This is a genomic window from Pseudomonas sp. 06C 126, assembly GCF_001855215.1.
GTDB lineage: Bacteria > Pseudomonadota > Gammaproteobacteria > Pseudomonadales > Pseudomonadaceae > Aquipseudomonas > Aquipseudomonas proteolytica.
In genome coordinates, this window is the sequence record NZ_MIFU01000080.1 from 37,094 (window position 1) to 57,877 (window position 20,784).

General features: G+C 61.4%; 17 protein-coding genes and 1 pseudogene. 7 read left to right on the top strand and 11 right to left on the bottom strand.

Annotated elements, in window-relative coordinates:
- Positions 1-274: 274 nt before the first annotated feature.
- Entirely contained in the window at positions 275-1,009 is a 735-nt protein-coding gene (locus BHC62_RS12170; RefSeq protein WP_070995159.1) for a phosphoadenylyl-sulfate reductase, read from the bottom strand.
- Positions 1,010-1,163: 154 nt separating this feature from the next.
- Between BHC62_RS12170 and thrH the strand changes: the two genes are divergently transcribed.
- Complete coding sequence (gene thrH / locus BHC62_RS12175; RefSeq protein WP_029298307.1) at positions 1,164-1,781, top strand: bifunctional phosphoserine phosphatase/homoserine phosphotransferase ThrH; 618 nt, start codon at positions 1,164-1,166, stop codon at positions 1,779-1,781.
- Positions 1,782-1,888: 107 nt separating this feature from the next.
- On the opposite strand, the gene BHC62_RS12180 is transcribed toward thrH, so the two are convergent.
- The 6 genes and pseudogenes from BHC62_RS12180 to BHC62_RS12205 all read right to left on the bottom strand — a co-directional run bounded on the left by BHC62_RS12180 (position 1,889) and on the right by BHC62_RS12205 (position 7,314).
- Positions 1,889-2,245 carry a type II toxin-antitoxin system HigA family antitoxin gene (locus BHC62_RS12180; RefSeq protein WP_070995160.1) on the bottom strand — a complete coding sequence of 119 codons (357 nt, stop codon included), beginning with the start codon at positions 2,243-2,245 and terminating at the stop codon, positions 1,889-1,891.
- A pseudogene (locus BHC62_RS12185) lies at positions 2,245-2,548 on the bottom strand (type II toxin-antitoxin system HigB family toxin). The gene BHC62_RS12180 and the pseudogene BHC62_RS12185 overlap by 1 nt, the downstream one beginning before the upstream one ends.
- A gap of 249 nt (positions 2,549-2,797) precedes the next feature.
- Positions 2,798-4,141 (bottom strand): aminodeoxychorismate synthase component I, encoded by a 1,344-nt coding sequence (pabB, locus tag BHC62_RS12190; RefSeq protein WP_070995161.1) that lies wholly within the window; start codon positions 4,139-4,141, stop codon positions 2,798-2,800.
- A 112-nt stretch (positions 4,142-4,253) separates the two neighbouring features.
- The gene (locus BHC62_RS12195) at positions 4,254-5,240 is read right to left on the bottom strand and encodes an alpha-L-glutamate ligase-like protein (protein ID WP_029298303.1); all 987 of its coding nucleotides are present in this window, start codon (positions 5,238-5,240) and stop codon (positions 4,254-4,256) included.
- Positions 5,240-6,772: an inactive transglutaminase family protein gene (locus tag BHC62_RS12200; protein ID WP_029298302.1), complete on the bottom strand. Its 1,533-nt coding sequence runs from the start codon at positions 6,770-6,772 to the stop codon at positions 5,240-5,242. Before BHC62_RS12200 ends, BHC62_RS12195 begins: the two co-directional genes overlap by 1 nt.
- 5 nt (positions 6,773-6,777) lie before the next feature.
- Positions 6,778-7,314 (bottom strand): ATP-dependent zinc protease, encoded by a 537-nt coding sequence (locus tag BHC62_RS12205; protein WP_070995162.1) that lies wholly within the window; start codon positions 7,312-7,314, stop codon positions 6,778-6,780.
- 273 nt (positions 7,315-7,587) lie between these two features.
- Between BHC62_RS12205 and BHC62_RS12210 the strand changes: the two genes are divergently transcribed.
- The 6 genes from BHC62_RS12210 to prpD all read left to right on the top strand — a co-directional run bounded on the left by BHC62_RS12210 (position 7,588) and on the right by prpD (position 16,097).
- On the top strand, positions 7,588-8,298 hold the full coding sequence (locus BHC62_RS12210) for a GntR family transcriptional regulator (RefSeq protein ID WP_070995163.1): 711 nt from the start codon (positions 7,588-7,590) through the stop codon (positions 8,296-8,298).
- Positions 8,295-9,188, top strand: a complete 894-nt coding sequence (gene prpB, locus BHC62_RS12215) for a methylisocitrate lyase (RefSeq protein WP_029298299.1) — start codon at positions 8,295-8,297, stop codon at positions 9,186-9,188. The genes BHC62_RS12210 and prpB overlap by 4 nt, the downstream gene beginning before the upstream one ends.
- A 41-nt stretch (positions 9,189-9,229) precedes the next feature.
- Entirely contained in the window at positions 9,230-10,357 is a 1,128-nt protein-coding gene (gene prpC / locus BHC62_RS12220) for a 2-methylcitrate synthase (RefSeq protein WP_029298298.1), read from the top strand.
- Between the two features lie 202 nt (positions 10,358-10,559).
- Positions 10,560-13,154 carry a Fe/S-dependent 2-methylisocitrate dehydratase AcnD gene (gene acnD, locus BHC62_RS12225; RefSeq protein ID WP_070995164.1) on the top strand — a complete coding sequence of 865 codons (2,595 nt, stop codon included), beginning with the start codon at positions 10,560-10,562 and terminating at the stop codon, positions 13,152-13,154.
- A gap of 11 nt (positions 13,155-13,165) precedes the next feature.
- Positions 13,166-14,356 (top strand): 2-methylaconitate cis-trans isomerase PrpF, encoded by a 1,191-nt coding sequence (prpF, locus tag BHC62_RS12230; protein WP_070995176.1) that lies wholly within the window; start codon positions 13,166-13,168, stop codon positions 14,354-14,356.
- A gap of 256 nt (positions 14,357-14,612) precedes the next feature.
- Positions 14,613-16,097, top strand: coding sequence for a 2-methylcitrate dehydratase (prpD, locus tag BHC62_RS12235; RefSeq protein ID WP_070995165.1), 1,485 nt, complete (start codon positions 14,613-14,615; stop codon positions 16,095-16,097).
- Between the two features lie 117 nt (positions 16,098-16,214).
- Here the strand turns inward: prpD and BHC62_RS12240 are convergent, their stop codons facing one another.
- From BHC62_RS12240 to moeB, 4 genes are read right to left on the bottom strand one after another with little or no spacing between them, the layout of a single operon-like run.
- Complete coding sequence (locus tag BHC62_RS12240; protein ID WP_070995166.1) at positions 16,215-16,946, bottom strand: alanyl-tRNA editing protein; 732 nt, start codon at positions 16,944-16,946, stop codon at positions 16,215-16,217.
- Between the two features lie 2 nt (positions 16,947-16,948).
- Positions 16,949-17,941 carry a serine O-acetyltransferase gene (locus tag BHC62_RS12245; RefSeq protein WP_029298293.1) on the bottom strand — a complete coding sequence of 331 codons (993 nt, stop codon included), beginning with the start codon at positions 17,939-17,941 and terminating at the stop codon, positions 16,949-16,951.
- Positions 17,942-17,964: 23 nt separating this feature from the next.
- Positions 17,965-18,879, bottom strand: a complete 915-nt coding sequence (locus tag BHC62_RS12250; protein WP_029298292.1) for a PLP-dependent cysteine synthase family protein — start codon at positions 18,877-18,879, stop codon at positions 17,965-17,967.
- Positions 18,880-18,905: 26 nt separating this feature from the next.
- Positions 18,906-20,765, bottom strand: a complete 1,860-nt coding sequence (gene moeB, locus BHC62_RS12255; protein WP_070995167.1) for a molybdopterin-synthase adenylyltransferase MoeB — start codon at positions 20,763-20,765, stop codon at positions 18,906-18,908.
- Positions 20,766-20,784: the final 19 nt, after the last annotated feature.

Sequence of the window (20,784 nt, forward strand, 5' to 3'; positions counted from 1 at the left end):
GCAGGTTCTATTAATAAATAGCTGAATTTAAACAACTATAAATTGACCGCTTGAACAGGTATTTATTTTGTTGCGGGAATGTAGGTGTGGAGGATGTAGGAAGTTGGTCGAAGTGGGGTGTAACTTTTCGGTGCGAAATAATTGAAGTGCACACAAAAATGGCACTGTTAGTGACAATATTGTGTACGGGATTTTTCGGCGGGGTGAATGAAATGTGCGGGCTTGTTGTGGCGAGCGGGCTCGCCACACAGCGCTATATCGGAGGGGGCCGGTTTCAGGCCTTGCTGATGATATTCCCCGCATGCAGCCCGCATTCCTTCTGGGTTGCTTCTTCCCACCACCAACGGCCTTCGCGCTCATGCTGGTTCGGCAACACCGGGCGAGTGCACGGCTCGCAGCCGATGCTGATAAAGCCGCGCTCGTGCAGGCTGTTGTAGGGCAACTCCAGCATGCGGATATAACCCCAGATCTCTTCACTGGTCATTTGTGCCAGCGGGTTGAACTTGTAGAGGGTGCGTTCCGGCGTGGAGAACGCCGTGTCTACTTCCAGGGCCGCCACCTGGCTGCGGGTGCCGGGGCTCTGGTCGCGGCGCTGGCCGGTGGCCCAGGCGCTGACGCCGGAGAGTTTGCGGCGCAGCGGTTCGATCTTGCGCACGCCGCAGCATTCGCCATGGCCGTCCTTGTAGAAGCTGAACAGGCCCTTCTCCTTGACGAAGGGTTCCAGCTTGCTCTGGTCCGGCGAGATCAACTCGATATCGATTTTGTAGAAGTCGCGCACCTGCTCGATAAACCGGTAGGTCTCCGGATGCAGGCGGCCGGTGTCGAGGCTGAAGACCTTGACGTTTTTATTCAGCTTCCAGGCCATATCCACCAGCACCACGTCCTCGGCACCGCTGAAGGAAATCCACAGGTCATCGCCGAACTGGCTGAACGCCAGCTTGAGGATGTCCTGGGCGGACTTGTTGGCATAGGTCGCGGCGAGTTCAGCGACGTCGAAGGCTTGGTTCATCAGGACGGTTCCTACAGGTCAGTGGCGCTGAGCGCTCTATAGGAGTGAGATGTTAACAAAATCCGCTCTGCGTTGCGGCGGCCAGCGCGAATCGCTAGAGTTCGGCAGTCCTTTTACTCGCTCAACTGAAAAAAAATCAAAATGGGAGTGTCTTGTGGAAATTGCCTGTCTCGACCTGGAAGGGGTGCTGGTTCCGGAAATCTGGATCGCCTTCGCTGAAAAAACCGGTATTGAATCCTTGCGGGCTACCACCCGGGACATTCCTGACTACGACGTATTGATGAAGCAGCGCCTGCGGATTCTCGACGAGCACGGCTTGAAACTGTCGGATATCCAGGAAGTGATCGCCACCCTCAAGCCGCTGGAAGGTGCCATCGAGTTCGTCGATTGGCTGCGCGAGCGCTTCCAGGTGGTGATCCTGTCGGACACCTTCTATGAGTTCTCCCAGCCGTTGATGCGTCAACTGGGCTTCCCGACCCTGCTTTGCCATCGCTTGATTACCGATGAAAACGATCGGGTGGTGAGCTATCAACTGCGCCAGAAAGACCCCAAGCGCCAGTCGGTGCTGGCCTTCAAGACCCTGTACTACCGGGTCATTGCTGCGGGTGATTCGTACAACGACACCACTATGCTGGGTGAGGCTGATCGTGGGATTCTGTTCCATGCGCCGGAGAATGTGATTCGCGAGTTCCCGCAATTCCCGGCGGTGCATACCTTTGAGGACTTGAAGCGGGAGTTCATCAAGGCGTCGAATCGTTCGTTGAGCCTGTAAGTGATTTAGCGAGGCTCACTGCCTCATCGCGAGCAAGCTCGCTCCCACATTTTCGACTGTGTTTGCAGGGCAAAAATGTGCGAGCGGGCTTGCCCGCGACAAGGCCCTCAAGCCCCTTCAAACAACCGCTCATAAGGAATGCGCAAACCTTCATGCAGGCGCTTGATCATGGCCAGGCTCAGCTTGCGCTTGTGGTTCAGCACTTCGGAGACGCGACCGCTGGAGCCGATAAAGGGCTCCAGGTCGCGCGCCGTCAGGCCCATCTGGTCCATGCGAAACTTGATCGCCTCCACCGGATCGGAAGGCAGCATGGGGAAGTGTTCGTCTTCGTATTTTTCGATCAGCAGCGCGAGAATTTCCAGCTCATCACCTGCCGGCGAGCCGATCTCTGCCCCCCACAGCTGATCCACCCGCGCCAGCGCAGCGGCCAGGTCTTCTGGGGTACGAATAGGTTTGATGTTCATCACACAGTCTCCGCGTTGATCTGGTCGTACTGGGCATGGGTGCCAACAAACCGTATGAAACCCAGCTGCCGCAAATAGTCGATCGCCACAACCACCCGATACTTATTGCCACCAATATTGAACACGACCCTTGCTCCTTTGAGCGTGCTTGCGGTTCGAAGCACCCTCTTCAGGTCCTGTGGCGTGTGATAAGTGGATTTCTCTAGATGGCGATACCATTCAACCAGTGGTGTTTTTGAGTCGGTATAAGCCGGGCTGCTTTTCCCAGAACTCCCTTAAGGCGGCTCTTGCGATTATTCGCATCTATTGAACCTCCCAATTTGGGAGATATTAGGCGTCACTTCCGGGGTTTTCAAGTCCTGGTAGGGAGCGCGATGTGTAGGAAATGGGCTTTGTTTCAACGCAGCAAGCGATACAACGACAAAGGCAGCAAGCAGTCGATTCATGTGATCCCTCACAGACGGCCAAGTAATATCGAAGCGAGACGCTATCCCTGCGCCCCGATGCTGTCCACGGCCGTTCTGATTCAGGTTTTTTCCCTGGGAGGTGCGCTTAGAGTCCTTCCAGCGTTTCCAGCAACACCCGCACCTTGGTCATCGATTCCTGATATTCCGCCTGCCACTCGGAGTCCGCGACGATCCCGCCGCCGCCCCAGCAACAGACCTGGCCATCCTTGACCAGCAGGCTACGAATGGCGATGGAGCTGTCCATCTCGCCGCGCACATCCAGGTAGAGCAACGAGCCGCAGTACAGCCCGCGCCGGGTCGGTTCCAGTTCGTCGATGATCTGCATCGCGCGGATCTTCGGTGCGCCGGTGATCGAGCCGCCCGGGAAGCTGCCGGCGATCAGGTCCAGAGCGTCTTTGTCGTCGGCCAGTTCACCGGTGACGCTGCTGACCAGGTGATGCACATTCGGGTAGCTTTCCAGGCTGAACAGCTCCGGCACCTTGACCGATCCGGTGCGGCAGGTGCGGCCCAGGTCATTGCGCAGCAGATCGACGATCATCAGGTTCTCTGCACGGTCCTTGGGGCTGGCCAGGAGTTCGGCCGCATTGGCGGCATCTTCTTGAGGCGTCAGCCCCCGGGGGCGGGTGCCCTTGATCGGGCGGGTTTCCACCTGGCGCTGGCTGACCCGCACGAAACGCTCCGGTGAAAGGCTCACCACCGCGCCGTCGTCCGGCAGGCTCTGGAAGCCGGAGAACGGCGTTGGGCACGCTGCGCGCAGGGCGCAATAGGCGACCCACGGATCACCGTTGCACGCTGCGCGAAAGCGTTGGGCGAAGTTGACCTGATAGCAGTCACCGGCCTGGATATAGGCCTGGATACGGGCCAGGGCCTGTTCATAGGCTACGGCGCTGAGGTCCGGAGCCATCCGGGTGTGCAGCTTGAAACTGGCAGGGGTGTGTACGGCAGGTTGGCTGAACAGGGTCAGCAGCCGCTGCCGTTCGCTTTCCAGCAGTTTGGGGTGGAACACCAGTTGACTGGTGCGCGCCTGGTGGTCGCTGACCAACGCCCAGGCGTACAGGCCAAAACGGGCATCGGGCAAGCCGATGTCGTCGATAGCCTGATGCGGCAGTCGTTCCAGGTGGCGGCCAAAGTCGTAGCTCAGGTAGCCGATCAACCCGCCGGCAAACGGCAGTTCATAGGGGGCCGGCAGGCTGGCCTTGCCCAGCAGCGTCAGATTTTCCCGCAGCCGTTGTAAAAAATCGCTACCACTTTCGTCCGGCCACACCGCCAGTGTTACTTCTGGCCAGGCGCTGAGCAGGTCATAACGACCACGCTCGGCGGCCGGTCGCCCGCTGTCCAGCAGCACGGCGCCGGGTGCATGGCGGATCGCCGCAAAATACTCGGCGGGGTTGGCGTGGTAGGGCAGTGGGTGTACGGAGCAAGTCGACATGCGGGGGGTGGATCAGCCATGGGCGTGGGGATGGCATTGTAGTCCCCTGTAGGATTTGCTCCTAGAGGGGATGTCGGGGATTGTTGGGTGGAGGGCGGAGCCGGGTTTGGGTTCAGCCTTCCACGGGCGGAATATGCCCAAACATTTGCTGGGCAAATTTCACACGTTCTTCCGCCGTTTCTGTCACTCCGGCCGCTTTCAGCTCTTCGAGGCGCGCTTCCACGGCGTGGGTGCGCAAGGTCAGGCCGCAGTCGTTGGCGATCTGGATATTCAGCCCAGGCCGAGCATTGAGTTCGAGGATGAGCGGGCCTTTTTCCTGGTCCAGCACCATGTCCACGCCGATGTAACCCAGCCCGCACAGCTCATAGCAGCCGGCGGCGAGTTTCATGAAACCGTCCCAGTTGGGCAGTTGCACACCGTCCACCGCGTTGGTGGTGTCGGGGTGCTTGGTGATGATGTTGTTCAACCAGGTACCGCGCAGGGTCAGGCCGGTCGCCAGGTCCACACCGACGCCAATCGCGCCCTGGTGCAGGTTGGCCTTGCCGCCGGATTGACGGGTCGGCAAGCGCAGCATGGCCATCACCGGGTAGCCCATCAGCACGATGATGCGGATATCCGGCACGCCTTCGTAGCTGATGCTCTTGAAGATCTGGTCAGGCACCACGCGGTATTCGATCAATGCGCGGTCACGGTGACCGCCCAGGGAATACAGGCCGGTAAGGATGCTGGAAATCTGGTGCTCGATTTCCTCATGGCTGATGATCTTGCCGGACACCGTGCGATAGCGTCCTTCAAAGCGGTCGGCGATCACCAGGATGCCGTCGCCGCCGGCGCCCTGGGCCGGCTTGATCACGAAGTCGCTACGGCCACCGATGATTTCGTCGAGCTTGTCGATTTCTTTCTCGGTGGAAATGATCCCGTACATCTGCGGCACGTGGATGCCGGCCTGGATCGCCCGTTCCTTGGTGATGATCTTGTCATCGACAATCGGGTACAGGCTGCGCTTGTTGTACTTGAGCACGTAGTCGGCGTTACGCCGGTTGATGCCCATGATGCCCCGCGCTTCCAGGGCCTTCCAGGTCTTCCAGAACCCGAACATTACGAATCAGCCTTGAGGAAGGCCTTGAAACGCACCAGCTCGGTCAGGCGGTAGCCACGATAGCGACCCATGGCCAGCATGAAGCCCACGAGGATCAACAGGATCGCCGGGAAGGTGAACACGAAGTAGATCAGCTCCGGCACGCTCATGATGATGTGTGCCAGGGACGCGGCGAACAGGGTGCCGATCGCGACTTTCATCGCATGGCCACCGCCGCGTTCTTCCCAGGTAATGGACAGGCGTTCGATGGTCATGGTCAGGATCACCATCGGGAACAGCGCCACCGACAGGCCGCGCTCCAGGCCCAGCTTATGGCTGAACAGGCTGATGGCCGCGATCAGCACTACCACGAAGGTCAACACCACCGACAGGCGCGGCAGCATCTGCAATTTCAAGTGCTCCAGGTATGAACGCAGCGACAGCCCAAGCGCTGTAATCACGGTAAACAGCACGATACCGAAGCCCAACTGCGTCTCGCGGAACGCCAGGGCGATCAGCACCGGTGTGAACGTACCCAGGGTCTGCAAGCCGATCAGGTTGCGCAGGATCAGGATCACCAGCACGCCAATCGGGATCATCACCATGATCATGAAGGTCTGCTGGGTTTGCAGCGGCAAGCCATACAGCGAGTATTCGAGGAAGTTGGCGTCGGTGTTCTCGTCGGTCAGCTTGGCCAGGCGGATCGCGTTCATCTCGCTGTTGTTCAGGCTGAAGGTCACGGCGGCTTTCTTGCCACCATCGACGGTGATCAGGTTTTCATCGCCGGTCCACCACAGCAGGCGGTCGGAGGGCAGGCCCTGTTCGCCGGTTTCCGGGTTGAAGTACAGCCAGTCGTTGCCATTGAAGCTGCGCAGCCACAACTCCGGGGTCTGCGGCTGGTCGGCTACCAGGCGGAGGGTGTGGACCTTTTCCACCGGTACGTGGGCGATGGACAGCAGCAACTCGACGATCTTGGCCTTGTGCGGCGTCGATGGATCGCCCGCCAGCAGCAGCTTGACGTTGTCGTCGTTGAGGTTGTTGGTGCGCTTGATGGCTTCGCTGATAAACGTCTCGACGTCGGCCGAGTGTTGGCGGATCGGCGCCAGCAGGGCCTCGGCGGCGATTTTTTCCGGGCCTTCCACGGCGATGCTGTCGCGGAAGGTCGGGCCCTTGACCTTGACCTTTTCACCGCTGTAGCGCTTGGTCAGCACCAGGCGGTAGTAGAGGGTCTGGTTGCCCTTGGCGCGCCGGGCCGACCAGGTGACCTTGCGGTTGCCGTCGATGCGGTTGACGCTCACCCCGTAGTTATTGGAGATGAAGCTCTCATTGAGGCTGACGAAGTCGCGGCTCAGGGGCGGCACGAACATCTGGACCTTTACCGGGTCCTTGGCGTTGGCGACGAACTCGACCTTGGCGTCGATGTTCCACAGGTCATCGGTGGCGTCTTCGGTCACTGGGATGCCGAGGACGAAGATCTGATAGGCCGTGACCGAAATGCCCAGTACCACCAGGACGGCGATCAGAATCTTCAGGTGCATAGTAAGAGAGCGCATTGGAATTACTCGGCGGTATGAGCGTCGGTGGCGCAGGCAGGTTTGCCCGCTGCGTATTTAAGACTGGGGTCGACCAGCGCATCAAAGCGTTTCAAGGCTTCGGAGCCGATCAGCAGCGGATATTGGAAGGCGCTGCGGTCAGTCAAGTTCACTTCGATGCTGCGTAAAGCGGTGCCCATGCAGATGTCCAGGGCAATCACCGGACGGGCGGTGTAGTTCTTGTCCTCATCGGGGTCGTAGTCACCGGCGCGCCGCTTGATCTTGCTGACGCGGGCCAGTGGGCGTTCGATGGGGTGCGAGTGGGCGGTGTCGATGGCCAGGTAGAAGCGTACCCAGGATTCACCGTTGCGCTTGAAGCGCTTGATATCCCGGGCACTCAAGGACGCAGTCTTGGCACCGGTGTCGAGCTTGGCGGCGACTTCCAGGTCAATACCCGCCAACTTGGCGTATTCATTGAGGCCATAAACGGTCTTCTCGGCGGCGAAGCCAAGGTCCGGGAACATCAGTAGGCAGAACAATAGGGGGAAGGGCTTGAGTCTCATAGATCCTGAGGCGGTGCAGTGCGATGTTTGATTCAAGGCGACTGGCATTGCTGCGCAAGCTCCCTCGTGCGCCTTTTCATCCGGAGATGTCAGGCAAATGCGGCGGGCATTCTAACATGAAGGTTTTCTGGCGCCAGCGCTGGCAGGCGGCCATGCCCCCATAGAGTGCAACAGGGGTTATTAGATGATTGTCGACAATGTGTATTTATTCTTTGACTATCAGGGGCTGATTGGCTAGTTTTTGCGGCATTGCTTTTAAAGGTGTCGACAATCATGCTGGGTCAGCTGGAAATTCCGGTAGCAGGGCAGGACGATTCCCAGACGATGTCCGAGAACGTTTTCCGCCGTATCCAGGCCGCCATCGTCAAGGGCGAGATAGCCCCCGGCAGCAAGATCTCGGAACCGGAGCTGGCGCGCACCTACGGTATCAGCCGTGGCCCGCTGCGCGAGGCGATCCACCGCCTGGAGGGCCAGCGCCTGCTGGTGCGCGTGCCCCATGTCGGCGCGCGGGTGGTGTCCCTGAGCCAGGCCGAGTTGGTGGAACTCTATGAAATCCGCGAGTCCCTCGAAGGCATGGCCTGCCGCCTGGCCGCCGAGCGCATGACCGACGAAGAAATCGAGGAACTGCGCCAGGTCCTGCACACCCACGAGCGTGATGCCGCGTTCCAGGCCGGGGTCGGTTACTACCAGCAGGAAGGCGATTTCGACTTTCACTACCGCATCATCCAGGGCGCGCGTAACCGTACCTTGACCCAAATGCTGTGCGGCGAGTTGTATCAGTTGGTGCGCATGTACCGCATCCAGTTCTCCGCCACCCCCAATCGTCCACGCCAGGCATTTGCCGAGCATCACCGCATTCTTGACGCGATTGCCGATCGCGACGGTGAACTGGCCGAGTTGTTGATGCGCCGCCATATCGGCGCTTCCAAACGCAATATCGCCCGTCACTTCCCCGACGGCGCCCCCTCCAGAGGTGAGTCATGAGTTCCTATAAAAACAGCACCCCAGGCCAGCGTTTCCGTGACGCAGTCGCCAGCGAACACCCCCTGCAAGTCGTCGGCGCGATCAACGCCAACCACGCCCTGCTGGCCAAGCGCGCCGGTTTCAAGGCCATCTACCTGTCCGGTGGCGGTGTGGCCGCGGGCTCCCTGGGCGTGCCGGACCTGGGCATCACCGGCCTGGATGATGTACTGACCGATGTGCGCCGTATCACCGATGTATGCGACCTGCCGCTGCTGGTGGACGTGGACACCGGTTTCGGTTCCTCCGCGTTCAACGTGGCGCGCACCGTCAAGTCGATGATCAAGTTCGGCGCTGCTGCGATTCATATCGAGGACCAGGTGGGCGCCAAGCGCTGCGGTCATCGCCCTAACAAAGAAATCGTCTCGCAGCAGGAAATGGTCGACCGCATCAAGGCGGCCGTGGATGCCCGCACCGATGACAGCTTCGTGATCATGGCGCGCACCGACGCCCTGGCCGTGGAAGGTCTGGAGTCTGCCCTGGAGCGTGCCGCCGCGTGCATCGAGGCCGGCGCTGACATGGTCTTCCCCGAAGCCATCACAGAACTGGAGATGTACAAGCTGTTCGCCTCCCGTGTGAAGGCGCCGATCCTGGCCAACATCACGGAATTCGGCGCGACGCCGCTGTACACCACCGAACAGTTGAAATCTGCCGATGTTTCCATCGTGCTGTACCCGTTGTCGGCATTCCGCGCCATGAACAAGGCCGCCGAAAACGTCTACACCGCGATCCGTCGCGACGGTACCCAACAGAATGTGATCGACACCATGCAAACGCGCATGGAGCTTTACGATCGCATCGACTACCACACCTTCGAGCAAAAGCTTGACGCGCTGTTCGCCGCCAAGAAATAAGCGCAGCGCCTCCCAGATAACTACAAAATTGGAGAAGAACCATGGCTGAAGCAAAAGTACTGAGTGGCGCCGGCCTGCGTGGCCAGGTGGCCGGGCAGACCGCACTGTCCACCGTGGGCCAGGCCGGTGCCGGCCTGACCTATCGCGGCTACGATGTGCGCGAACTGGCCGCCGATGCGCAGTTCGAAGAAGTTGCCTATCTGCTGCTGTACGGCGAGTTGCCAAGCAAAGCCGAACTCGCGGCCTACACCGCCAAGCTGGCCAAGCTGCGCGACCTGCCCCAAGCGCTTAAAGAAGTGCTGGAGCGCATTCCCGCCGACGCCCACCCGATGGACGTGATGCGCACCGGTTGCTCGTTCCTGGGCAATATCGAGCCAGAAAAAGACTTCAGCGTGCAGCGCGATGTCACCGACCGCCTGCTGGCGGCCTTCCCGGCGATCATGTGCTACTGGTACCGCTTCAGCCATGACGGCAAGCGCATCGACTGTGTGACCGACGAGCCGTCGATTGGCGGCCACTTCCTGCACCTGCTGCACGGCAAAAAGCCGAGCGAGTTGCACGTCAAGGTCATGAACGTGTCGCTGATCCTCTACGCCGAGCACGAATTCAACGCTTCCACCTTTACCGCGCGTGTCTGCGCCTCGACCCTCTCGGACCTGTATTCCTGCGTCACCGCCGCCATCGGCTCGCTGCGCGGCCCGCTGCATGGCGGCGCCAACGAAGCGGCGATGGAAATGATCGAGCGTTTCTCCTCGGCTGAAGAGGCTGTGAAGGGCACTCTCGGCATGCTGGAGCGCAAGGACAAGATCATGGGCTTTGGCCACGCGATCTATAAAGACAACGACCCGCGTAATGAAGTGATCAAGGGCTGGTCGAAAAAACTCGCTGATGAAGTGGGCGACAAGGTGCTGTTCCCGGTCTCCGAAGCCATCGACAAGACCATGTGGGAACAGAAGAAACTGTTCCCCAACGCCGACTTCTACCATGCCTCGGCGTACCACTTCATGGGCATCCCGACCAAGCTGTTCACCCCGATCTTCGTGTGCTCGCGCCTTACCGGCTGGGCCGCGCATGTGTTCGAGCAACGTGCCAACAACCGCATCATCCGTCCAAGCGCCGAATACACCGGCGTCGAGCAGCGCAAGTTCGTGCCAATCGAACGTCGCTGAGTGAGGAGGCCGCCAGTCCCGAATGGGTAACCGAGTCAAAAATGTGGGAGCGGGCTTGCTCGCGAATGCAGGGTAACAGTCACTGAATGTGTTGAATGACACACCGCATTCGCGAGCAAGCCCGCTCCCACATTTTGACCGCATTCCAATTCTGGGGCGGCGCAGGTCTTCCTTTTGTAACTACCGTGACCGAGTCCTGACGATGAACACTGAATTTCGCAAATCGCTCCCCGGCAGCCGCCTGGATTACTTCGACGCCCGTGCGGCAGTCGAGGCAATCACGCCTGGTGCCTACGCCACCTTGCCCTACACCTCCCGCGTGCTCGCCGAGAACCTGGTGCGCCGTTGCGACCCGGCGACCCTCAACGCTTCCCTGAGCCAACTGATCGAGCGCAAGCGCGACCTTGACTTCCCTTGGTTTCCGGCGCGTGTGGTGTGCCATGACATCCTCGGCCAGACCGCCCTGGTGGACCTCGCCGGCCTGCGTGACGCCATTGCCCTGCAAGGCGGCGACCCGGCCCAGGTCAACCCAGTGGTGCCGACCCAACTGATCGTCGACCACTCCCTGGCCGTCGAGGCCGGTGGTTTCGACCCGGACGCCTTCGAGAAAAACCGCGCCATCGAAGACCGCCGCAACGAAGACCGTTTCCACTTTATCGAGTGGACCAAGAAAGCCTTCAAAAACGTCGACGTGATCCCGCCCGGCAACGGCATCATGCACCAGATCAACCTGGAGAAAATGTCCCCGGTGATCCAGGTGCGTGACGGCGTGGCCTTCCCGGATACCTGCGTCGGCACCGACAGCCATACCCCCCACGTGGACGCCCTGGGCGTGATCGCCATCGGCGTTGGCGGCCTGGAAGCCGAGAGCGTGATGCTCGGCCGCGCGTCGTGGATGCGCTTGCCGGAAAGCGTTGGCGTCGAACTGACGGGCAAGCTGCAACCGGGCATCACCGCCACCGATATGGTGCTGGCGCTGACCGAGTTCCTGCGCCAGCAGAAAGTCGTCGGTGCCTGGCTGGAGTTCTTCGGCGAAGGCGCCTCGGCCCTGACCCTGGGCGACCGCGCGACCATCTCCAACATGGCTCCGGAATATGGCGCCACGGCGGCGATGTTCTACATCGACGCGCAAACCATTGCCTACCTCAAGCTCACCGGGCGTGAAGACGAGCAAGTTGCCCTGGTCGAGCAGTACGCCCGGCACACAGGCCTGTGGGCCGATGACCTCAAGGGCGCGCAGTACGAGCGTGGCTTGAGCTTCGATTTGTCCAGCGTCGTGCGCAACATGGCCGGCCCAAGCAACCCGCACGCTCGCGTGGCCACCAGCGACCTGGCGGCCAAGGGCATTTCCGGGCAATGGGACGACGTACCGGGGCAAATGCCCGATGGCGCGGTGATCATCGCTGCCATCACCAGTTGCACCAACACCAGCAACCCGCGCAACGTGATCGCCGCCGGCCTGCTGGCGCGCAATGCCAACAAGCTGGGGCTGGCCCGTAAACCGTGGGTCAAGTCGTCCCTGGCGCCGGGTTCGAAAACCGTGGCCATGTACCTCGACGAAGCCGGGCTGACCAGCGAGCTGGAGCAGTTGGGTTTTGGCGTCGTAGCCTTCGCCTGCACGACCTGCAACGGCATGTCCGGTGCGCTCGACCCGGTGATCCAGCAAGAAATCATCGACCGCGACCTGTATGCCACCGCCGTGTTGTCCGGCAACCGCAACTTCGATGGGCGCATCCATCCGTACGCCAAGCAAGCGTTCCTGGCGTCGCCGCCGTTGGTGGTGGCCTACGCGATTGCGGGCACCATCCGTTTCGATATCGAGAAAGACGTGCTGGGCCTGGATGCGACCGGCAAGGAAATTCGCCTGAAGGACATCTGGCCGAGCGACGAAGAAATCGACGCGGTGGTCAAGGCTTCGGTCAAGCCGGAGCAGTTCCGCCAGGTTTATATCCCGATGTTTGCGATCCACGAGGACACCGGCCCGAAAGTCACGCCGCTGTACGACTGGCGTGCGCAGAGTACCTACATCCGCCGCCCTCCCTATTGGGAAGGTGCCCTGGCCGGCGCGCGTCCGCTCAAGGGCATGCGCCCGCTGGCGGTGCTGCCGGACAACATCACCACCGATCACCTGTCACCATCCAACGCGATCATGCTCGACAGCGCCGCCGGCGAATACCTGGCGAAAATGGGCCTGCCGGAAGTCGACTTCAACTCCTATGCAACGCACCGCGGCGACCACTTGACCGCCCAGCGCGCGACCTTTGCCAACCCCAAGCTGTTCAATGAAATGGTCGTGGAAAACGGCAAGGTCAAGCAGGGTTCCCTGGCGCGGATCGAGCCGGAAGGCAAGGTCACGCGCATGTGGGAAGCCATCGAAACCTACATGGAACGCAAGCAGCCGCTGATCATCATTGCCGGGGCCGACTACGGCCAGGGTTCGTCCCGCGACTGGGCGGCCAAGGGCGTACGCCTGGCCGGAGTGGAGGCGATTGCCGCCGAAGGCTTCGAGCGCATCCACCGCACCAACCTGGTGGGCATGGGCGTGTTGCCCCTGGAGTTCCTGGCGGGCACGGATCGCAAGACCCTGCAGATCGATGGCAGCGAAACCTATGACGTGATCGGTGAACGCACCCCGCGCGCGCAGTTGACCCTGGTGATCAACCGCAAGAATGGCGAGCGTGTCGAAGTGCCGGTGACCTGCCGCCTGGACACCGCCGAAGAAGTGTCGATCTACGAGGCGGGCGGCGTATTGCAACGCTTTGCCCAGGACTTCCTGGAATCGGCGGCGACGGCCTGAAGAGGATGACCATGACACACGTAGCGCAAATCAAGATCGCCGCCACCTACATGCGTGGCGGCACCAGCAAGGGCGTGTTTTTCAACCTCAAGGACCTGCCCGAATCGGCCCAGGTCCCGGGCGCGGCCCGCGATGCCTTGCTGTTGCGGGTGATCGGCAGCCCCGACCCCTATGACAAGCAGATCGACGGCATGGGCGGTGCCACGTCGAGCACCAGCAAGACCGTGATCCTCGCCAAAAGCACCCGCGCCGATCATGACGTGGACTACTTGTTTGGCCAGGTGTCTATCGACAAACCCTTTGTCGATTGGAGCGGCAACTGCGGCAACCTGTCGGCGGCGGTCGGTTCGTTCGCCATCAGCGCCGGGCTGGTTGACCCTAGCCGCGTGCCCCATAACGGCGTAGCCGTGGTGCGGGTCTGGCAGGCGAATATCGGCAAGACCATCATCGCCCATGTGCCCATCACCGACGGTGCGGTGCAGGAAACCGGCGACTTCGAGCTCGATGGCGTGACCTTCCCGGCGGCCGAAGTGCAACTGGAATTCCTCGACCCGGCAGCGGAAGAAGAGGGCGGCGGTGGTTCGATGTTCCCCACCGGCAACCTGATCGACGACCTGGAAGTGCCGGGTGTCGGCACGTTCAAGGCGACGCTGATCAACGCGGGGATCCCGACGATTTTTATCAACGCCGAAGATCTCGGCTACACCGGCACCGAGCTGCAAGGCGCGATCAATGGCGATCCCAAAGCCCTGGCCATGTTCGAGACCGTGCGTGCCCATGGCGCGTTGCGCATGGGCCTGATCAAACACCTGGACGAAGCCGCCCAGCGCCAGCACACGCCGAAGGTGGCGTTCGTGGCCAAGCCTGCGGATTACCTGGCCTCCAGCGGCAAGGCGATCAAGGCAGGGGATGTGGACCTGCTGGTGCGGGCGTTGTCCATGGGCAAGCTGCATCACGCGATGATGGGCACGGCGGCGGTGGCGATTGGCACGGCGGCGGCGATTTCCGGAACCCTGGTCAACCTCGCGGCCGGCGGCGTGGAGCGTAATGCGGTGCGGTTCGGGCATCCGTCCGGCACCCTGCGCGTGGGTGCCGAAGCCAGCCAGGTCAACGGCGAATGGGTGGTGAAAAAAGCCATCATGAGCCGCAGTGCGCGCGTATTGATGGAAGGCTTCGTGCGCGTCCCCGGCGACGCGTTCTAAACCTTGCACCGGCCCCAATGTGGGAGCGGGCTTGTGTGGGAGCGGGCTTGCCCGCGATTGCGGTATTTTCAGTCAGCATCTGTACTGACTGATCCACCGCTTTCGCGGGCAAGCCCGCTCCCACACAAACCCGCTTCCACTGGGGATTATCGGTAGCTTCTGAATTTATGTACGAGAGCAGGCACTCAGACCTGCCACAAACAACCAACCCTGAGCCTGAGGAAGGAACACACCCAACCTATTTTGGAGTACTGCCATGAGCGCCAACGTCGACCAGAACAACCGCCCCGACTACGACCAGGTTTTGCAGGACATCGCCGATTACGTCCTCAACTACCGCGTTGATTCCCGGGACGCCCTGGACACCGCCCGCAACTGCCTGATGGACACCCTCGGCTGCGGACTGCTGGCCCTGCGTTTCCCAGAGTGCACCAAGCATTTGGGGCCGATTGTCGAAGGCACGGTGGTGCCGTTTGGTGCGCGGGTGCCGGGCACGTCCTATCGCCTGGATCCGGTCAAGGCGGCGTGGGACATCGGCTGTATCGTGCGTTGGCTCGATTACAACGACACCTGGCTCGCCGCCGAATGGGGCCATCCTTCAGACAACCTCGGGGGCATCCTGGCCGTTGCCGATCACCTGTCGCAAAAGCGCGTGGCGCAGGGCGAGGCGCCGTTGACCGTGCGGGCTGTGCTGGAAGCGATGATCATGGCCCACGAAATCCAGGGGGTGATTGCCCTGGAAAACTCCTTCAACCGCGTCGGCCTTGACCATGTGCTGTTGGTCAAGATTGCGTCCACAGCGGTCTGTGCCAAGTTGATGGGCGCCAATCGCGAGCAACTGCTGGCGGCACTGTCCCAGGCGTTTGTCGATGGGCAGGCCCTGCGCACTTACCGTCACGCGCCGAATGCCGGTTCGCGCAAGTCGTGGGCGGCGGGGGATGCGTCGAGCCGTGGCGTGCGTCTGGCGGATATCGCCATGCGTGGCGAAATGGGCATCCCGGGTGTGCTGAGCGCGCCGCAGTGGGGGTTCTACGACGTACTGTTCAGCCATACCAACAAGGATCTGGCCCTCAAGCCTGAGGACAAGCGCGCATTCAGCCTGCCCCAGCCCTATGGCACTTATGTGATGGAAAACGTGCTGTTCAAGATCAGCTTCCCTGCGGAGTTCCACGCCCAGACCGCGTGTGAAGCGGCCGTCACCTTGCACCCGCAGGTCAAGCAGCGCCTGCATGAAATCGAGCGGATCGTGATCACCACCCACGAGTCGGCCATTCGTATCATCTCCAAGGTCGGCCAACTGGCCAATGCGGCTGACCGCGACCATTGCCTGCAATACATGACGGCCGTGCCACTGGCGTTTGGCAACCTGGTGGCCGAGCAGTACGAAGATGAGTTCCATGCCGCGCACCCGATCATCGATCAATTGCGCGAGAAGATGGTTATTGTCGAAGACCCGCGCTACAGCCGCGAATACCTGGAGGCCGACAAGCGTTCCATTGCCAACGCGGTGCAGGTGTTCTTCACGGATGGCTCAAGCACCGAGCAGGTTGCGGTGGAATACCCGATTGGCCATCGTCGGCGCCGGGCGGATGGCATTCCTTTGCTGGAAGACAAGTTCAAGGCCAACCTGGCGACACGCTTCACCGCGCAGCGTAGCGCCGAGATTTTTACACTGTGCAAGGATCAGGCACGGCTTGAAGCAACGCCGGTGAACCGGTTTGTAGATCTGCTCGTCATCTGACGCCGGAGGCCCCCGACCCCTGTAGGAACTGGCTTGCCTGCGATAGCATCACCGCGATGCGATTGCGATACCGAGGTGCTCATATCGCAGGCAAGCCAGCGCCTACAGGTGGCCGGTTCAGGTTTCAAAGCGCAGGATCACCCGACGGTTGTGCTTGCTCTTCTTCTCGATTTTCTCGCAGAACACCCGGCCGATTTCCTCGGTGTTGACCACATGGGTGCCGCCACACGGCTGGATATCGATGCCGGCAATCTCGATGACCCGCACCGCTCCCTGGACCACCGGTGGCGCGACGGCCTGGGTGCGGGTGATCTGCAGCAGGGTGGAATACTCGGAGGCCGGCATCGACAGCGACTTGACCGCATGGGCCTGTTCGATCAGGGCATTCAGGTCGCGGGTGATTTGCTCCTTGTCCAGGGTCATTTCCGGCAGGTCGAAGTCCAGGCGGCCTTTGTCGGCGCTGATGCTGCAACCGGTCACCGGTGCGTCGATGATCGCGCACAGCAGATGCAGGCAGGTGTGCATCTTCATGTGCTGGTAGCGCCGCTCCCAGTCCAGGCCGGCGTCTACCTGCACGCCTGCTCGCAATGATTCGGGGCAATGCTCCACTTGATGCCAGATGATCGAGCGCAGCACGGGGTCGCGCACCGTCCCGGTCACGTTGACCTGGCTTGCGTCGGGCAGGGTGAAGTAGCCGGTGTCGCCCGGCTGGCCGCCTCCGGTGGGATAGAACAGGGTGTGTTCCAGGGCGACGCCCTGTTCGCTGACGGCGATCACCCGGGCGCTGAAGGCATTCTGGTAAGGCGCGCTGTCGAACAGCGCCAGGGTTTCCATGGTGTGTACGGACATGTTCAACCTCCAACGATCAGTGGGCTGGTTTGCAGCAGGCGCCGCACCATTGCGCTAAGCCCGGGTGGGGAAAGCAGGGTGACCTCGAACTTCGGCCCACACACTTTCAGGTTCAGGGGCAGGCGCGGTGAGCAAGTGGGTGCCTGCAGCGTGCGCAGGCGAAATTGCAGGTGATGACGTTCCTTGACCGTTGGCTCCAGCACCAGGCTGGACAGCGGATGGAAGTCGGCATCCAGCACCGTGACCCGGTGGCTGGTGCTGACTTCGCCGACCACATGCAGGCGCTCGTCGAGGGCAAACGCCCCGAGGTAATTGCTGGCATCTGATTCGTCGTTCTTTTGCAGTTGGATCTGGTTGACCACCTTGACCTTGGTGCCTGCAGGCACGTCCTGGGTGATGACGCAGGAAGGGCTGATAAACACGTCGTCGCCGATCAGCACATACCCGAGCACCCTCGCGCCCGAGCCGACTTCGACGTTGTTGCCCAGGCGTGGGTGGCGCTTGCCGTCGGGGTTGTTGGCGATGCCCCGGGCGCCCAGGGTCACGCCGCACAGGATGTAGCAGTCATTGCCGATCTCGCAGGTTTCGCCGATCACCGTGCCAAAGCCATGATCCAGCACAAAGCGCCGGCCAATGCGGGCTGCCGGGTGGATTTCGGCCCCGGACAGGATCTTGCCCTGGTTGCTCAAAGTCAGCGCAATGGCGCAGAACTGGCCGTGGGGCTGGTCGGGAAGGTTCCATACCCGATGCGCCAAGCGGTAGTACAGCACGGCCTTGAACGAGGCGTAGGACTCCAGGATCAATTCGCCCCGGCCCCTGGACGCCGGGTCGCGCCAGGCATAGGCGATCAGGTCCTCGGCCACTTCCTGCGCCGCTGGCTGGATCAATGCCGCCAAGTGTGGCTGCAGTTGTGAGATCTGTGCCGGCGAGAGGGTCTTGATGAGGTGCGTCAGCAGCTCATCGTGCAACTGTTGCATGTCGATAAAGCCTCCCATGGAAGGCACCCCCGCAATTGTCGTTATTCGAAACAGGGCAGATAGCTGTCGGCGCTGTCGTACACCATGGTCAGGACGACGGTGTCGGTGGGCAGTTCCGGGGCAAGCCTGGCGATGGCCACCATGTTGGCGGCGGACGACAGCCCCAGGCTGATGGCATCGGTACGCATGATGCGCTTCATCATTTCCAGGCAATCGAGGCGCGAAACCTTGAGCATGCCGTCCAGTACATTCAGGTTGAGAATGCTCGGGATCAGGCCGATGGACAGGCCCTGGATATGGTGCGGCGCATGACGGTCGCTGAGCAGGTCGCACTCCTCGGGCTCGACACCCATCACGCGGATCTGCGGCCAGGTGGCCTTGAGGGTTTCACCGATACCGGTGATATGGCCCCCGGTGCCGATGCCGCTGACGAAGTAGTCGACCTGGCGCTGGCCAAAGGCGCGGATGATTTCCGGGGCGGTGGTGTCGCGATGGGTCTGGGGGTTGGCGCCGTTGCGCTGCTGGTTGAGCATGACGAAGCTGGGGTTTTCCAACTGCAGTTCCATGCACTTTTCGCCATGGGAGTTGTTGCCCAGGCGGCTGTCCGAGAGCACCACCTTGGCCCCATACAGGCGCAGCAGTTTTTGCTTTTCGGGGCTGTAGTTATCGGGAATCACCAGCACCACCTTGTAGCCCAGCACATTGCCGGCCATGACCAGGCCGATGCCCGTGTTGCCGCCGCTGGGTTCGATGATGGTCTGCCCCGAGTCGCGAATCAGGACGCCCCGGCGCTCGGCGTCGAGGATCATCCCCAGGGCGATCCGCGCCTTGTGGCTGCCGCCCGGATTCAGGGATTCAAGTTTGGCGAAGACCTCGATGCCGAGGTCTTCGGAGAATTGTTCCAGGCGCACGATGGGCGTTTGGCCAATGGCGTCGAGTATGGAGTTATGCAGCATCAGATAAGTCCCCCCAAGGCCCGTGATCAGTACAAAGGCATGTCGGGTTCGACGTCGCGCACCCAGTGTTTCATACCGCCTTGCAGCACCCGGGTGTTGGCAAAGCCCGCAGCCAGCAGGGTGCTGGCGGCTTGCTCGGCGCGGCTGCCGGCATAGCAGATCAGGTAATGGGTGTTTGCACGGCTCAGGCTGTCGAGTTGCGCGTCGAGCTGGGCCAGGGGGATGTGCAGCACGCCCGGTAGTTGGCATACCTCCAGCTCGCTGGCGTCGCGCACATCCAGCAGGATATCGGCGCTGCTGCGCTGCTCCAGCAACTGCTTGAGCACCTGGGGCTTGATGTAGTGCTCTGCGGCCAGGCTGGGGGCGCGGAGGGTATCGGCACACACGGCTGCTGCGGGTTGCTGTTCTTCACGCAGTTCGGAGCAGCACGGGCAGTCGGCGCGGCGCTTGAAACGGATTTCGCTGAACTTCATGGCCAGCGCGTCAAAGCGCATCAACCGTCCGGACAAGGAGTCACCCAGGCCGATCAACAACTTGATTGCTTCGGTGGCCTGGATCATCCCGACCACGCCGGGCAGTACGCCGATGACCCCGCCGGCGCTGCAATTGGGCGCCAGTTCCGCAGGTGGCGCGTGGGGGTACAGGCAGCGGTAGCAGGGCCCGCCTTGATAATTGAACACGCTGATCTGGCCGTCGAAACGGTAGATCGCGCCATACACCAGCGGCTTGCCCAGCTGTACGCAGGCGTCGTTGACCAGGTAGCGGGTCTCGAAGTTGTCGGTGCCGTCGATCACCAGGTCGTAGGCACCGACCAGTTCCAGGGCATTGTCGGCGTTCAGTGCGGTGTCGTAGGTGTTGATTTGGATATGCGCGTTGAGGTCCTGCAGCCGGTGCTTGGCGGACTCGACCTTGGGCAGGCCCAGGGTGCTGTTGCCGTGCACGACCTGGCGTTGCAGGTTGCTGCTTTCCACCACGTCGAAGTCCACCAGCCCCAGGGTGCCAATGCCGGCGGCGGCCAGGTACAGGCTGATGGGCGAGCCCAGGCCACCAGTGCCGATGATCAGCACCTTGGCCTTCTTCAGGTTCAGTTGCCCTTCGCGGCCAACGCCGGGCAGGGTGATATGGCGCACATAGCGCTGCACTTCCTCGTTGCTCAACGATTCGATGTCCATGCCGCCGGAGGTGGCCAGCAGCACTTCGATTCTGGCCTTTGCGGGCAGTGGCTCGTCGGGGCCGATCAGTTCTTCCCCTGCGGTGAACAGGAAATGCTCCTTGAGCTGGCCGTTGTTTTCGTGGAACAGGTGCGCCCGCAGTTGGGGGTGGCGGGTGCAGGTGTCTTCAATGACTTCGCGCAATGTCGATCCGGCACCCTCGAGGGTCGATTCTGGCAACTTGGCCACGCGGACCAGGATGTCGGGGAAAGAGACAGCGTTCATGTACAACTCCGTTTGCAGGTCGTTGAAGGGGTTGAGGGCGAAGTGCGTGCCATCCCAGGCAAACAGCTTCGACCCAAGGGCCTTGCCCTGGCGGACATCCACCACCAGGTAGCTGACGGGGTAGATCGGTTCGCCCATGTACAGGGCCTTGTCCTGATCCTCGTCACTGAAGTACGCACCGACATCCGGGTGGGAGTGGTAGATCACCACCACCGGGTTATACGTGCGAAAGGCCTTGTTCATCAGCAGCGTGTCGGTCACCGAGAAGGTGTAGCCGTTGGCCGCGCTGCGGGGGTAGGCCTCGGGGTTCTTGCGATGCAGCTCGTTCTGGATATTACTGCCCAGGTAGACGCTGCCGTCTGCAAAGACAAAGCCGCAGCACTCTTCGGGGTAGGTGCTGCTGGCGTGGGCGTAGATCTGTTCCAGGGCGGTTTGGCGGAGGACGTCCATGTTTCTCTCGCGTGGTGGG